13 protein-coding genes are annotated in these 15,737 nt (G+C 34.6%); 10 read left to right on the top strand and 3 right to left on the bottom strand.

Going from position 1 to position 15,737, the window contains the following annotated elements; translation table 11 throughout:
* The first annotated feature begins 20 nt into the window (after positions 1 to 20).
* From ABH959_RS18910 to ABH959_RS18895, 4 genes are read left to right on the top strand one after another with little or no spacing between them, the layout of a single operon-like run.
* Positions 21 to 1,865 (top strand): YcaO-like family protein, encoded by a 1,845-nt coding sequence (locus ABH959_RS18910; RefSeq protein WP_113938618.1) that lies wholly within the window; start codon positions 21 to 23, stop codon positions 1,863 to 1,865.
* Positions 1,866 to 1,876: 11 nt separating this feature from the next.
* Positions 1,877 to 2,749 (top strand): thiopeptide-type bacteriocin biosynthesis protein, encoded by an 873-nt coding sequence (locus ABH959_RS18905; protein ID WP_113938619.1) that lies wholly within the window; start codon positions 1,877 to 1,879, stop codon positions 2,747 to 2,749.
* Between the two features lie 14 nt (positions 2,750 to 2,763).
* Positions 2,764 to 3,528, top strand: a complete 765-nt coding sequence (locus ABH959_RS18900; RefSeq protein ID WP_113938620.1) for a SagB family peptide dehydrogenase — start codon at positions 2,764 to 2,766, stop codon at positions 3,526 to 3,528.
* A gap of 5 nt (positions 3,529 to 3,533) precedes the next feature.
* Positions 3,534 to 4,277: a hypothetical protein gene (locus tag ABH959_RS18895; RefSeq protein WP_113938621.1), complete on the top strand. Its 744-nt coding sequence runs from the start codon at positions 3,534 to 3,536 to the stop codon at positions 4,275 to 4,277.
* Between the two features lie 626 nt (positions 4,278 to 4,903).
* Here the strand turns inward: ABH959_RS18895 and ABH959_RS18890 are convergent.
* From ABH959_RS18890 to ABH959_RS18880, 3 genes are all read right to left on the bottom strand, one after another.
* Entirely contained in the window at positions 4,904 to 5,068 is a 165-nt protein-coding gene (locus tag ABH959_RS18890; RefSeq protein ID WP_001085171.1) for a type II toxin-antitoxin system antitoxin, read from the bottom strand.
* A gap of 16 nt (positions 5,069 to 5,084) precedes the next feature.
* On the bottom strand, positions 5,085 to 5,930 hold the full coding sequence (locus ABH959_RS18885; RefSeq protein WP_000660691.1) for an SPFH domain-containing protein: 846 nt from the start codon (positions 5,928 to 5,930) through the stop codon (positions 5,085 to 5,087).
* Between the two features lie 218 nt (positions 5,931 to 6,148).
* Entirely contained in the window at positions 6,149 to 6,526 is a 378-nt protein-coding gene (locus ABH959_RS18880; protein ID WP_098500080.1) for a YgaP family membrane protein, read from the bottom strand.
* A 295-nt stretch (positions 6,527 to 6,821) separates the two neighbouring features.
* Here ABH959_RS18880 and pcrB point away from each other — a divergent pair, with 295 nt between their 5' ends.
* The 6 genes from pcrB to pruA all read left to right on the top strand — a co-directional run bounded on the left by pcrB (position 6,822) and on the right by pruA (position 15,559).
* Positions 6,822 to 7,511 carry a heptaprenylglyceryl phosphate synthase gene (gene pcrB, locus ABH959_RS18875; RefSeq protein ID WP_113735433.1) on the top strand — a complete coding sequence of 230 codons (690 nt, stop codon included), beginning with the start codon at positions 6,822 to 6,824 and terminating at the stop codon, positions 7,509 to 7,511.
* Between the two features lie 12 nt (positions 7,512 to 7,523).
* On the top strand, positions 7,524 to 9,755 hold the full coding sequence (gene pcrA, locus ABH959_RS18870; protein WP_113938623.1) for a DNA helicase PcrA: 2,232 nt from the start codon (positions 7,524 to 7,526) through the stop codon (positions 9,753 to 9,755).
* Positions 9,756 to 9,770: 15 nt separating this feature from the next.
* Positions 9,771 to 11,780 (top strand): NAD-dependent DNA ligase LigA, encoded by a 2,010-nt coding sequence (gene ligA, locus ABH959_RS18865; protein ID WP_002124882.1) that lies wholly within the window; start codon positions 9,771 to 9,773, stop codon positions 11,778 to 11,780.
* Between the two features lie 16 nt (positions 11,781 to 11,796).
* Positions 11,797 to 12,993 (top strand): CamS family sex pheromone protein, encoded by a 1,197-nt coding sequence (locus ABH959_RS18860; protein WP_113938622.1) that lies wholly within the window; start codon positions 11,797 to 11,799, stop codon positions 12,991 to 12,993.
* A 94-nt stretch (positions 12,994 to 13,087) separates the two neighbouring features.
* Positions 13,088 to 13,858 (top strand): TSUP family transporter, encoded by a 771-nt coding sequence (locus ABH959_RS18855; RefSeq protein ID WP_404493054.1) that lies wholly within the window; start codon positions 13,088 to 13,090, stop codon positions 13,856 to 13,858.
* Positions 13,859 to 14,011: 153 nt separating this feature from the next.
* Positions 14,012 to 15,559 (top strand): L-glutamate gamma-semialdehyde dehydrogenase, encoded by a 1,548-nt coding sequence (gene pruA / locus ABH959_RS18850; RefSeq protein WP_002124887.1) that lies wholly within the window; start codon positions 14,012 to 14,014, stop codon positions 15,557 to 15,559.
* Positions 15,560 to 15,737: the final 178 nt, after the last annotated feature.

The raw sequence follows: 15,737 nt of genomic DNA, 5'->3' as shown, positions 1-15,737 counted from the left end.
AAGATACGGAGTTGTAAAATATGAAAAGAAATGTAGATAATAAACTTTTTAATATGAAGGATTATTTCGTCAAAAACGATGTTTATATCTCAAATGTTAAAATTTTCTTTTATGAGAGTTTTGAGGAATTAAAGTCAATTGACTTTGAAAGTGTGAATGAGAGTATACTGTTTGTGAGACCAGTAATGGATAATGTTTTAGTGGGGCCATTAATCGAGAAAGGAAAGGATTTTCAAGGATGCCCCGGGTGTGTAGTAACTACTATGAAACAGTACTCTATTGATAATGTACTAACTGTTTTTGGAGAAGAGGAAAGCAAAATAGAATTAACTGCGGCACAAATATCAAATCTAGAATCTTTGTTATTAGAAAATATTTGTCGGTATTACAATTTTATAGATCTAATTAATTTAAATACATTAAAACTTCATAGCTATACAATAGTAAGAAATGAGTTATGTGATTACTGTGGAGATTTAGTGCTTGACTTACCAGCCACAGAAGAAGGATTGTATGAAGTTTCGAAATTGAAAAGGGATATTAGGGATTATAGAATAAAGTCAGGTCTTGAATATTTTGAATTATTAGAGAGTTGGGAAGACAAGGAGTCAGGAGTTTTTATACATAATTATGATGATTTTCGTTCTAAGTATATAAATGCAGTTGGTGTTGAAGTAAAAGCTAACAAAGATTTATTAATCACAGGATATGGTAGAAATAAATCACGAATAAAAAGTAAATGCATTGCTATGCTTGAGGCGATTGAAAGATACTGTGGCATGGCAAATAGAAAGAGTAACACGTGGATCTACGGTTCCTATAATGAACTAAAAAAGAAATATCCTGTTGTTGACCCAGAGAATTTTTCTCTGCCGCAAAAGGGGAATTCATTTAAGGAATACTCTCCAAATTTAGAATGCTATTGGGTCTGGGGATATTCATTAACTCATAACACTCCTTACCTTATACCTGAACAATTAGCATATTATGTAGATCCAGATCTTATACATGATAGCCGGGATAAGCCTATTAATAGATTTGTTTATGATACTTCTAATGGATTGGCTTTAGGTGGAACTAGGAGTGAGGCTGTTCTTCACGGCATATTTGAGCTATTAGAGAGAGACGCATTTTTAAATATGTGGTATTCAGGGATGAATGTTGAAGAGGTAGAACCAGAATCCTATAGTTCATCTTTAGATACGATTATTGACTATTTAAGTAATCGAAATATTGAGGTTCATTTCTATAAAATAAATCAAGATGTACCAATCCCTTGTATATGGGCTTTAGCCGTTAATAAAAATCCAGATGCAAAGATGAAATATTACTCTGCTGCAAGTTGCAATCCTAATCCTATAACGGCAATTGAGAATGCTGCGTATGAAGTTATTACATCTATGCCGATATTTGAAGAACTATTAGCGAAAGATGAAAGTATAATTTCACAGAAGGAGTATGTTGAGATTAGCGGTAATCGCGTGAAAAGCCAAGATGATCATATATTGTATTACGCTGGGGAAAATGGAGATAAGGTTTATGGAGAAGTACTAAAGAGTTCTAAAAAAGTTAATATTAATCAGCTATTTCCTGAAAAGGATCTTTTAACAAATAACTCCCTAGAAGAAGACTTGTTAGAGCTAAAATCTATTATTAATAAAAGTTTTGAAGATATTTTTGTTATTGATGTAACACCTAAGAAGGTTAGTGATATTGGATTATATGCTTATAAGTGTATTATTCCGAACTCTCAGCCAATGTATTTTGGGGTTCAAAATGAAAGAGTAAGTGAATTAAGAATACAAAAATATACAAACGGAAAATTAAATAAACGTGTCTTAAATGAGCCACATCCATTTCCATAAGGAGGTACATTATGAGTTGGAAAAGTTATCATTTATATCTTCATGATATAAATAAACATGAACAGTTGTTAAAAAAGATATATAAGAATATCAATGAATTGAAGGAAAAAGGTTTTATAGAATCATGGTTTTTTATTCGTTATTGGATGGGGGGGCCACATATTAGATTAAGAATAAAAGGTCGAATCCCTAACAATTTTATTGAGCATCAACAGGCTATACTAAAAAAAATGGCTCTTGAAAAAGGGGAACCGATTAACCTTACGCCGAGTATGTATTATGAGAATGTCAATTTGGAGTCGGAGAAAATAAGTAGGGAAGTTAAACTTCCCTGGTATGAATCGGGAACAATTAATAAGGAAACATATGAACCAGAGTTTGAAAGATATGGAGGGAAGAAACTTATTAATATAAGTGAAAAAGCATTTGAGATTTGCTCTGAATTGGTATTAAAAATGCTTAATAATAATGAGTCAAAGACTAATATTTTACTATACTCCCTAGTTATGATCGATTATCTAGCTAAGGAAAGCAATCCCAACTATAAAGAAACTGGACGGAAATTCTTTTATACGGGAGCTTTGAAGTGGAAAGAAGTATTTCAATTAAAAGATGATTTATCATCATCAAAGCTAATATATTTTTTTGAGAAAAATTGTGATTTACTAAGGGAGTTATCGGAGTACTTAAAAGAGAGTGAATATTACGATTATCTAAAAAATATAGCAATGTTGTTAAATGAAATTCGTATGAATACTGAGAGTGAAGAGTACTATTGGTCCATATTATTTTCCCATTTTCATATGTTAAATAACAGATTGGGAATTAGTCCGGAACTTGAGTATATTATGTATTATTATTTATCACAAAAGTCACTAGATTAGAGGGGAAGTTTGTATTGAAGAGCGAATTCTTTGATTACGAGTTACTTTATCATTATATAAAACATTTCGAACCTAGGAGAGATGGTTGGAATGAAACTCATAAACCACATGAACCGTATTCCTTTCCTACTTTTCAAGAAAAGGAAGGATCTATAAAGGTAGAGTGTACTGATGCTCTACAGAAATTATCTAATATATATCAAACGATTCATAATCGTAAAACTACCCTTTCTGAGCAGTTTAAAAATAGTTGGCATGTTGAAGAACTTATGGGGGTTTTTAATCTAGGAATTGGGACTAATGGATCTACCCGTCAATTAAATGAGTATTATAATAACCATAAGATCCATTTAAGAAACTATCCCTCGGCAGGAGCAATGTATTCAGTTGAACCATATTTTTATTCAAATGGAGTAGAGGGATTAGAAGATGGATTTTATAAATATCAAGGGGATTACAATTCAATTTATAAGGTTCAAAATGCTAGTAGTTTAATTGAATTACAAGAATTATTCCCAATATTAATAAATGAACATGTAAAAATAATCGTTTTTTTTATAGCTAATTTGAAATACACTTTCCCGAAATATGGATTTTATTCATATCAACTTTCTTTAATTGAAAGTGGACATATGGCTCAAAATCTTATTTTAGCATCAACTGAAATAAAGAAAAGTAATTTGCCAGCAGGTGGATTTTATTCAGACTGTATAATGGAAAAGTTAAAATTAAACCATGATAAATATAAGTTTTGTATATATACATTACTATTAGGGTGATTGATGTGGAAATTAATTCTGTAATAAATACAAAAAGAGAACAAAATTATATAGACATTTGTATTTTAGGAAGGGATAGGCCTGTTGCAAGAATAGAAGAAAAGTCTGACAGATTATCAAAAGATCTTTTACAAAAAATTATTCAAACAATCACAGTTAAGTTTGGGGTGGAATATCCTCTTGTTAACGGAAAACAAGAAGTAGATTTTATTAATTCGTGTATTAATTCGAGAAAAAAATCTGATAGTATTATTAAAGATGTAAATGCTTTATTAAAGAATAAATATGTATTGATTGATTTGGTGGAAAATGAAAAGAAAATTATTAATGATATAAATACAGCAAGTGTCGTTTATATTATCTACTATGAAAAAGAGGAATCCATAGAAAAATTAAATTCTTTATTAATTAAGGATGGTCAAAGTTCAATAGTTTTTGTAAAGAAGGACAAAAACAAAATAATAGGTGTAGGTCCAGCAATCCATGTTCCGTATGATTTATGTTTTTCATGTATTTCAAAAGAAATGAAAAATAAGTATAGAAGGGCAAGGAGGAAATTAAAACAGAGAAATACTCCAGCCATTGACATTTTTAAGAGTGAAATATTTAATTATTTTTGTGGGGTTAGTAGTGGTATAACTCAAGATAGTTATATTTATGGAGGGAAATATATTGAGTTTACATCTGAAGGAGTTATATATTGGGAAAGAATAAATTACACTTCAATAAATTGTAAATATCATACTTGATATGAGGAATGTTTGAAGATTTTTGATAATAATAGCTTATTAGTATGTAGTTAAGAATAGATAGTAGTGATCAATCAAAAAATCTGGCAGTTATATTAGGGCTGTAGTATACAAATGCTCACACTATATAATAGTAACAAGTATGTTAGTGGGACAAGAAAATTGATTAACCTTTTATAAAAAATACTGCATTTGTATTACTGGTTTTTTATATATAAACGTAAAGTTTTTTGGGTAAGTAAATTTATTATTAGTTAAAAATAGTTATTAGTACGCTCAAATTTTGAAGAATATTAGTTAATATATTTAAGTAATAAAAGCTGAAAACTATTATAAGTGAGATGACACAGACAAAATAGAATCGGTTTACAGCTATATAGGTCTTATTCATCTTATTTTATTGGTTATCACCTTTAAGAGATGGATTCGGGCAGTTGTATAAAAAACTAGTTAAAGAACTTACTCATACACGGTTATTACATGAAAACAGGTTTATTCCGACTTATTTTATTTATTGGAAAGATAGTTGAGAACAGCAGATTTATGCAAGTTTATTGGTGACTTTCTTTTTATAAAGAATATTTGTAAGTGCATCAAAAAAGCCCACTGAAAATTCAGTGGGCTTTTCATGCATCTTTATCTTTCTTCAACTTACCTTTTTGCTTTGCCATTTCTCGAAGCAAATACTCGATGTGTGCATTGACGCTACGAAATTCATCATTCGCCCATTTTTCGATGACTGCGTGTAATTCAGGATCAATACGTAATGGAAAACTTTTCTTTTTAGCCATAATTATTTACAACCTTTTAATATAGGCTTCCTGTATTAATAACTGGTTGCGCACCTTTATCTGAAACGATGGCAACTAATAAATTATTCACCATATTTGCTTTACGCTCGTCATCGAGTTCCAGTACGCCTTCTTCATCTAACATATGGATTGAATCTTTCGCCATCTTCACAGCACCTTCAACAATCTCTTTTCTAGCAGCTAATACTGCTTTTGCTTGTTGACGTTGGAGCATTGCATGGGCAATTTCTGTTGCGTAAGCTAAATGCGTTAAACGAGTTTCTAATACTTCTACACCAGCAATTTCAAGGCGTGCTTCTAGTTCACGTTTTAATTCTTCAGAGATTTCTTCAGTGTTTCCTCGTAACGTGATACAAGTTTCATCTTGGAAATTATCATAAGGATATTTTGTTGCAACGTGGCGGATTGCTGTTTCGCTTTGAATTTCTACGAATCGATCGTAATGCTCAACACCAAACATTGCTTTTGCAGAATCAACCACTTTATATACGATAACAGCTGCAATTTCAATTGGATTTCCCTCAATATCATTTACTTTTAATTTCTTACTGTTAAAGTTTTCAACACGTAACGATACAGTTTGACGGAATGCGAATGGAATTGTTAGAAATAAACCGTTTTGACGAATTGTTCCTAAATAATTACCGAAAAACGTAATGACTTTCGCTTGATTCGGTTGAACGATACCGATACCTGTAGCTAAAACAGATGCTAATATGAGAGCTAAAATAGCTATTACAAACATTTCTTGTACAAGGCAAAATACACCGATAGCGGCTAAAACTAAAATTCCAATAACGCCGAGAAATCCATTAACATAAAATACTTGTTTTTCTTTCATATGATCGCCTCCTGATATAAAAATGATATCACTTTTATATCATTTTGTGCAAGGGATTTACACCTAATTTTCTGAATTTTATCGATTGATGTTTTTATGTATGTTTTAGGGGTTAGGATAAGAATATACGTTCTGTTTTGTGGTAAAATAAAGAAGACTTAACCGCCCACTGCAGCAGCTAAGTCTCTTTGAGAGCATCTTGCATCGTGACAAATGATTCAAAGCGGCTTTGCCAGGATTAATTCTTCAATCGCTGACTCAATCTCTTTGTCAGAAGTATCATAACTTCCATTTGACTTTGGTTTGTCATGACTGGAAGTTTGATTCACTTCTTCTTTAGCATGTCCTTTTTCAGTAAAATTCATGCTAGGCATTTTAAATGCGCCCATATTCATATATTTTCCAAATTTACATGCTTCAACGATAGGGCAGAAACGAACGATGCCTTCTGCAATTTTCATGGCACCAATCCATAGTAAAACTTTAGACCAAGTGCACCAAGGTTTACGTACGAGTTTAGCTGTACTACAACCGAAGAGGATAAGTCCGAGTGTGATTCGAATTAGAGCACTAATTGTACCGATGTTTTGCTTCATTAGAAAAACACTCCTTTTTGATGAACTTCGAAATAGAAATACTATTTCATTTGTTAGTATTCCGTATAAGTTTTTTGATATGTAATCCAACATTTAACGTTGAAAAAGATGTTGGATTGGGCGTGTGTGTAAGTAGCTTTTTTTGTTATAATGAAAGAATGCATAAAAGGGAGCGCGAAACTTGACTCGCCTTTGTGAACAGATGTAGTAGAAGAATTTCAAAAATCCTAATAAAAACTAACTGCTTTTTTGAGCAGGGATATAGATATGATTAGAAAAAAGAAAGGGTGTTTTCATGTACGATATTTCCAAATGGAAACATGTATTTAAGCTAGATCCAAATAAGGAGCTAAGCGATGAACATTTAGAAATGATTTGTGAATCTGGAACGGATGCTGTTATTGTAGGCGGAAGTGATGGAGTGACAATTGATAACGTATTACACATGCTAGTTAGCATTCGTAGATATGCAGTTCCTTGTGTGTTAGAGGTTTCTGATGTGGAGGCAATTACACCAGGATTTGATTTTTATTATATCCCAAGCGTTTTAAATAGCCGAAAAGTAGAATGGGTAACAGGTGTTCATCATGAGGCATTGAAAGAATTTGGGGATATTATGGACTGGGACGAAATTTTTATGGAAGGGTATTGTGTTTTAAACCCTGAAGCGAAAGTAGCCCAGCTTACAGATGCAAAATGTGATTTAACAGAAGATGATGTTATTGCATATGCACGTTTAGCAGACAAGTTATTACATTTACCTATATTCTATTTAGAATATAGCGGGACGTATGGAGATATTGAGCTTGTTAAAAATGTAAAAGCAGAATTGAAACAAGCTAAGCTATATTATGGCGGTGGTATTTCTAATGCAGAACAAGCGAAAGAAATGGCGCAGTATGCTGATACAGTAGTTGTTGGAAATATTATTTATGATGATATAAAATCGGCATTAAAAACAGTTAAAGCAGTAAAAGGAGAGTAGGTGCAGGCACATATGAGTACGACAGATAAGTTATTAAATGGTTTAAATCCGCAGCAACAAAAAGCAGTACAAACAACAAATGGAGCACTTCTATTAATGGCAGGCGCAGGTAGTGGGAAAACACGTGTGTTAACACACCGTATTGCATATTTACTTGGTGAAAAAGGTGTGGCGCCATGGAATGTACTAGCAATTACCTTTACAAATAAAGCTGCTCGTGAAATGCGTGAGCGTATTGATAAACTTGTTGGACCAGAAGCAGAAGATATTTGGATTTCTACGTTCCACTCTATGTGCGTACGTATTTTACGACGTGATATTGACCGCATTGGTATTAATCGTAACTTTACAATCTTAGATTCAGGTGATCAGTTAACTGTAGTAAAAAAAATTATGAAGGAGCGCAATATTGACCCGAAGAAGTTTGAGCCGCGCTCTATTTTAGCGGGTATTAGCAATGCGAAAAATGAACTGTTATCTGCAGATAAATATGCAAAAAAAATTACAACCGCTGATCCATATGAAAAATTAACGAGCGATGTATATACAGAATATCAAAAACGTCTTTTGAAAAATAACTCATTAGACTTTGATGATTTAATTATGACGACGATTCAGCTATTTGAACGTGTTCCAGAAGTACTAGAGTTTTATCAGCGTAAATTCCAATATATTCACGTTGATGAGTATCAAGATACGAACAAAGCTCAGTACCTTCTTGTTAAACATTTGGCATCACGTTTTAAAAACCTTTGTGTTGTTGGTGATTCGGATCAGTCTATTTACCGCTGGCGCGGGGCTGACATTTCTAACATTTTGTCATTCGAAAAAGACTATGAGAATGCACAAGTTATTCTGTTAGAACAAAACTATCGTTCATCACAAAATATTTTAAATGCAGCTAATGCTGTAATTGAAAAAAATTCAAACCGTAAACCGAAGAAATTATGGACAGAAAATCAAATTGGAAGCAAAATCTCGTATTATCGTGCTGCAACCGAAAAGGACGAAGCGTATTTTGTTGCGAAAAAAATTCGTGATGATATTCAAATGGGGAACCGGAAATATACTGATTTTGCAGTGTTATATCGTACAAATGCCCAGTCTCGTATGATTGAGGAGATTTTCCTGAAATCTAATATCCCTTACAAAATCGTCGGAGGTACTAAGTTCTACGACCGTAAAGAGATTAAAGACATTTTGGCGTACTTACGTTTAATTGGGAATCCAGATGATGAGATTAGTTTTGCACGTATTATAAACATGCCAAAGCGTGGGATTGGTGCGACTTCTATCGATAAAATTATTAATTATGGTGTGCAAAACGGAATCTCATTAACTGCTGTATTTGATGAGATTGAGCATGTTGGTGTAAGTGCAAAAATAACAAAAGCAGTAAAAGAATTCGCAAGTTTATTACACAACTGGGTAAATATGCAAGAGTATTTATCTGTTACAGAATTAGTAGAAGAAGTTATTGAGAAGACAGGCTATCGCGATATGTTGAAAAATGAGCGTTCTTTAGAAGCAGAAGGTCGTTTAGAAAACTTAGACGAGTTTTTATCTGTTACACAAACATTTGAATCCCAAAGCGAAGATAAGAGCCTTGTTGCATTCTTAACAGACTTAGCTCTTGTTGCGGATATTGATCGTGTAGATGAAGATCCAACTGCTGGTGAAGAAGTTATTTTAATGACGATGCACTCAGCAAAAGGATTAGAGTTCCCAGTTGTCTTTATTGTTGGCTTAGAGGAAGGGATATTCCCGCATACTCGTTCTCTTATGGAAGAGGATGAAATGCAAGAAGAGCGTCGTCTTGCCTATGTAGGTATTACTCGTGCAGAAGAAGAGCTATACTTATCCAATGCTCAAATGCGTACTTTATTTGGTAGAACAAGTATGAATGCAGCATCTCGATTTATTACAGAAATTCCGACAGAATTAGTAGAACCATTAAACGAAACAGCACCGAAGCGTGAAACTTCGTTTGGTGCAAAAGGAAGAACGACAAGCGCAACTACAACACGTTCTCGTTCAGCTTTCGCGCGTCCGGCTGTTAAGACGACAGGTGGCGAGCAAATTGGCTGGGGAATAGGCGATAAAGCTGCTCACCAGAAGTGGGGAGTCGGTACAGTTGTAAGTGTAAAGGGTGAAGGAGATTCAAAAGAATTAGATATTGCGTTCCCAAGCCCAATTGGTATTAAACGTTTATTAGCAAAATTTGCACCTGTGACGAAACAATAGGAAAGGACTGAGGATATGTCAAAAGAGATAGCCAAAAAACGTATAGAAGAACTGCGTGATTTGTTAAATACATTTAACTATCAATATCACGTATTAGACAATCCTTCTGTTTCTGATGCGGAATATGACCGTGATATGCAGGAGCTTATAAAATTAGAAGCAGAGAACCCAGAGTTTATGAGTGAAGACTCTCCCTCCATTCGCGTTGGGGGGACTGTTCTTGATATATTTGAAAAGGTAACGCATAAATCACCAATGTTAAGTTTAGGAAACGCGTTTAATGAAGGAGATTTGCGTGATTTTGATCGAAGAGTACATCAGGGAATTGATGATGCGAATGTAAGATATATATGCGAATTAAAAATTGACGGACTTGCTGTTTCACTTCATTATGAAAAAGGACGCTTCATTCAAGGAGCAACACGTGGTGATGGTATAACGGGTGAAGATATTACCCAAAACTTAAAAACGATTAAAGCTATCCCGCTGCGTTTAAATGAAGAAGTAACGTTAGAAGCACGAGGCGAGGCTTATATGCCGAAGCGTTCATTCGTTAAATTAAATGAGGAAAAAGAGCAAAATGGTGAAGATGTATTTGCGAATCCACGTAATGCGGCAGCAGGATCGATACGCCAACTTGATCCGAAAATTGCAGCGAAGCGTAACTTATCTATGTTTGTGTATGGTCTTGCTAATGTAGAAGAAAAAACAATTCCATCCCACAGTGAATCACTGGATTTCTTAGGTGAGCTTGGATTTAAGACGAATCCAAATCGTCGTACATGTGAAACAATTGAAGACGTAATAGCCTATGTAGAAGAGTGGCAAGAAAAACGCCCGCATCTTGATTATGAGATTGACGGAATTGTTATAAAAGTAGACGATGTTGCTATTCAAGAAAGCTTAGGAACTACAGCAAAGAGTCCAAGATGGGCAATAGCTTATAAATTCCCAGCTGAAGAAGTTGTGACGAGATTAACAGGGATTGAATTAAGTGTCGGCCGTACAGGAGTTGTAACACCAACTGCAGAGCTGGAGCCAGTGCGAGTAGCCGGAACTATTGTCCGTCGTGCTTCTTTACATAACGAAGATTTAATTCGTGAAAAGGATATTCGAATTGGTGACTACGTTGTTGTGAAAAAGGCTGGAGATATTATTCCTGAAGTTGTGAACGTTATTTTTGATAAGCGTACTGGTGAGGAAGAAGAATATCATATGCCAACGCATTGTCCAGCATGTGAGAGTGAACTTGTTCGTTTAGAAGAAGAAGTAGCACTTCGATGTATAAATCCGACTTGTCCAGCTCAAATTCGTGAAGGATTAATCCATTTCGTTTCAAGAAATGCAATGAATATTGATGGACTTGGAGAACGTGTAATTACACAACTCTTTGATGCGGATTATATTCGTACGTTTGCTGATTTATATTCATTGACGAAAGAGCAATTATTAGAACTAGAACGTTTCGGTGAAAAATCAGCAACAAATTTAGTCCAAGCAATTGAGAATTCTAAGGAAAACTCATTAGAGCGATTATTATTCGGTCTTGGTATTCGCCACGTCGGTGCGAAAGCCGCACGTACATTTGCTGAGCATTTCGAAACGATGGATGAGCTTGTGAAAGCGACGGAAGAAGAACTAAAAACAATTAACGAGATTGGTGAAAAAATGGCTCAATCCGTTGTAACGTATTTCGATAATGAAGACGTATTAGAGCTATTACAACAATTTAAAGAGTATGGCGTGAACATGGCATACAAAGGTATGAAAATTGCTGATTTACAAAATGTTGAATCGTACTTTGCAGGAAAAACTGTCGTCTTAACAGGGAAATTAGAAGTTATGGGACGCAGTGAAGCAAAGAAGAATATTGAGGCATTAGGTGGAAAAGTAACAGGAAGTGTTAGTAAAAGTACGGATTTAGTTGTTGCTGGTGAAGCTGCTGGTTCGAAATTAGCGCAAGCAGAGAAGCACAATGTTGAAGTTTGGAATGAAGAGAGGTTCTTACAAGAGCTGAATAAGTAAGAGGTGCAAACTTACGATGAAAAAAATAGCGTTAGCGGTATTAAGTCTTAGCCTACTTGTAAGTGGGTGTAGTATGGGTTCCAATAAAGATGAAAAAGCAGTTGAGAAATCGGGGAAAGCGAAAGAGCAAGCTGTTATCCCGAAATACTCGATTTCGGATGAATATTATAAGACAACGGTTCCATTTGATCCAGGTCGTGCACGTGGTTTAGTTGGACAAAGTTTGAACAATCGTCTAGATATAGATGAATTTGAAACGGGACTAATGCGCATTGCGAAAGAATCATTTAGCACGAAAGATTATTTCTTTAAAGGTGGAGACGTTTTAGACACACAAACGATTCAAATGCTTGTGAAAAGAAAGCGTACAGATGCTGAACAAAAAGAGCTAGAGGATAAGTTGAAAAAAGATGCGGTTAAATTTCCGAATGTAGGGTTGAATCCAGCCTTAAGTGAAGGATCAGAATCGCTAGAAGTAAAGAATAAAAAAAGTCCAATGTATATCTCAAATATTTTAGAGCATGATTATTATGTAAGAAAAGGTGAGAACGATGTTGAACGTGGTGGCATTGTAGTTGGATTAGCGATGAATTCTGTTCAATATTATGAGGAAGAGCATGGTTATCCGCGTGAGGCTGCAATTCCAGATGCAAAAATGTTAGCTGAAGGGAAAAGGATGGCCCAAGAAATCTTGAAAGTAATGCAGCAAAAAAAGCCTGAAATAAAAAATATTCCGGTTACATTTGCGATTTATCGTCAAGGTCCAAAGTCTTCGCTTGTACCAGGGAATTTTGTTTCTTATGCTAAGGTAGAAAAAGGCAGTGAAACGGTTGAGGATTGGAAGCCGATCAATGAGAAATACTATTTATTCCCGTCTGAACAAGCGAAATCGGATAATAAACGTGAAGATCTTGCGAGGGTGTCAAACTTTAAAGCAAAATTAAGTGAGTATTTCCAAGGAGATTATACAGCTGTTATCGGTACTGGAATGTATAGAGATGATGAATTAAGAGAAATGAAGCTCGATATTCCTGTCCAATTCAATGGGAAAGCTGAAGTAATTGGTTTTACACAATATGTAGCTGGACTTGTTATGGAATACTTCCCGAATTATATGAAAGTACAAGTAACAATTAAATCTGTAGAACGTCCAGAAGCAATTATTATACGTGAAGCGAAGCAAGATGAACCGTTTGTGAAAATTTTAGATTAAAGATGAGAGCTGTTCCATAAAGGAACAGCTTTTTTTCTTGAAAAATTTTGTTATAATTTTAAATGTTACAAATAAAGGGGTAAGGGGCAAATTCATGGAAGAACTAAGCTTTCAAGTCATTATTTTATTAATTGCATTCGGATTTTTAGCTGCTTTTATTGACTCAGTTGTTGGAGGGGGAGGGTTAATTTCGCTTCCTGCACTTATGTTTGTTGGTTTATCACCAGCTTCGGCAATTGCAACGAATAAATTAGCTGCAACGATGGGGACGCTTACTAGTACAATTTATTTTATTCGATCAGGTAAGGTGGATTTTCGGATTGTAGGAAAGTTAATCCCGTTAACTATTATTGGAGCAGTCGCAGGGGCCTTAGTAGTAAAGTTTATTCCGCCTGATATTTTGCGGCCACTAGTACTCGTGATGTTGGTTTTTATTGCCATTTATATTATTGCGGAAAAAGATTGGGGAAGTGCATCTACCTATAAAAAGATGACAAAAGGGAAAACATTAATATTTTTCTTTGTTATTTTAATGATAGGGTTTTATGATGGTTTTTTTGGACCAGGGACAGGATCCTTTTTAATTTTTGCATTTTTATTAATTGGTTTGGATTTTATTCAAGCGGCAGCATCTGGAAAACTTTTGAACTTCGTTAGTAATATCGTATCTTTAATTACTTTTTTATTTTTAGATGTGATTCATTTTGAATACGGTATAATTATGGGCTTATCAATGATTTTAGGTGCTTATTTTGGATCGAAGTTTGCGGTTCAAAAAGGTGTTGGATATGTAAGGACTTTATTTTTATTAGTTACTATTTTATTAATCGGGAAAAATGTTTTGGAATATACTCATATTTTGTAGATTCATACGTATGTATGAATCTCTTTTTTTTATTATATTTTAAAAATTTATTAATTTTTAAAATATAAGTCTAGGAATATTTGAATAAATCTAAATTATCGTGTAGAATAATGTTGTAAAATGTAAACGTTTTTCTAAGGGGAGGCTAAAAGGATGGTAGTAGCATACAAACATGAGCCATTTACAGATTTTTCAGTAGAGGCTAACAAATTAGCGTTTGAAGAGGGTTTAAAGAAAGTAGAATCTTATCTTGGACAAGACTATCCATTAATTATCGGGGGAGAAAAAATCACTACAGAAGACAAAATTGTTTCTGTAAACCCTGCAAATAAAGAGGAACTTGTTGGTCGCGTTTCAAAAGCAAGCCGTGAATTAGCTGAAAAAGCAATGCAAGTAGCGGATGCAACATTCCAAACTTGGAGAAAGTCAAAACCAGAAATGCGTGCAGATATTTTATTCCGTGCTGCAGCAATCGTTCGTCGTAGAAAACATGAGTTCTCTGCTATTCTTGTAAAAGAAGCAGGTAAACCATGGAATGAGGCAGATGCTGATACAGCAGAAGCAATCGATTTTATGGAATATTATGCTCGTCAAATGTTGAAATTAAAAGACGGTATTCCAGTAGAAAGCCGTCCAATTGAATATAATCGTTTCTCTTACATTCCATTAGGAGTAGGTGTTATTATTTCTCCTTGGAACTTCCCATTCGCAATTATGGCAGGTATGACAACAGCTGCTGTAGTTTCTGGTAACACAGTATTACTAAAACCAGCTAGTACAACTCCTGTAGTAGCAGCGAAATTTATGGAAGTATTAGAAGAAGCTGGTTTACCAGCTGGCGTAGTAAACTTCGTTCCAGGTAATGGCTCTGAAGTTGGTGACTACTTAGTAGATCACCCTCGTACACGTTTCGTTAGCTTTACTGGATCTCGCGATGTAGGTATTCGTATTTACGAACGTGCAGCAAAAGTAAACCCGGGACAAATTTGGTTAAAACGTGTTATCGCTGAAATGGGCGGTAAAGATACAATCGTTGTTGATAAAGAGGCAGATCTTGAATTAGCAGCTAAATCTATCGTTGCATCAGCATTCGGATTCTCAGGACAAAAATGTTCTGCATGTTCTCGTGCAGTAATCCATGAAGATGTATACGATCATGTATTAAATCGTGCTGTTGAATTAACAAAAGAATTAACAGTAGGTAACCCAGATGCAAAAGATATTAACATGGGACCTGTTAATGACCAAGCTGCATTCGATAAAGTAATGAGCTATGTTGCAATTGGTAAAGAAGAAGGTAAAATCGTATCAGGTGGCGAAGGAGACGATTCTAAAGGCTGGTTCATCCAACCAACAATCGTTGCTGACGTTGCAGAAGATGCTCGCTTAATGAAAGAAGAAATCTTCGGACCAGTAGTAGCATTCTGTAAAGCAAAAGACTTTGATCATGCACTTGCAATTGCAAACAATACAGAATACGGTTTAACTGGAGCAGTTGTTACTAACAACCGTGACCATATTGAAAAAGCACGTGAAGACTTCCACGTTGGTAACTTATACTTCAACCGTGGATGTACTGGTGCAATCGTAGGTTACCAACCATTCGGTGGCTTTAACATGTCTGGTACAGACTCTAAAGCTGGTGGTCCTGACTACTTAGCACTTCACATGCAAGCAAAAACTACTTCTGAAACTTTATAAGAAATAGTAGAAGAGATCTTCACAGTCTGTGAAGATCTCTTCTTTTTGAGAAACTCTCTATAATAGGAGTTAGTTAATTTGAATCGAAAGGTATTACCATATATTACTATTTGGTGGTTAGAACTAGCTAAACCCTATTAATATCGGGATAAACATGTAAATAGAAACAAAACAACGA

The organism is Bacillus sp. RC51 (assembly GCF_044908115.1).
Lineage (GTDB): Bacteria > Bacillota > Bacilli > Bacillales > Bacillaceae_G > Bacillus_A > Bacillus_A mycoides.
This window is presented reverse-complemented; position numbering and strand designations above follow the sequence as displayed.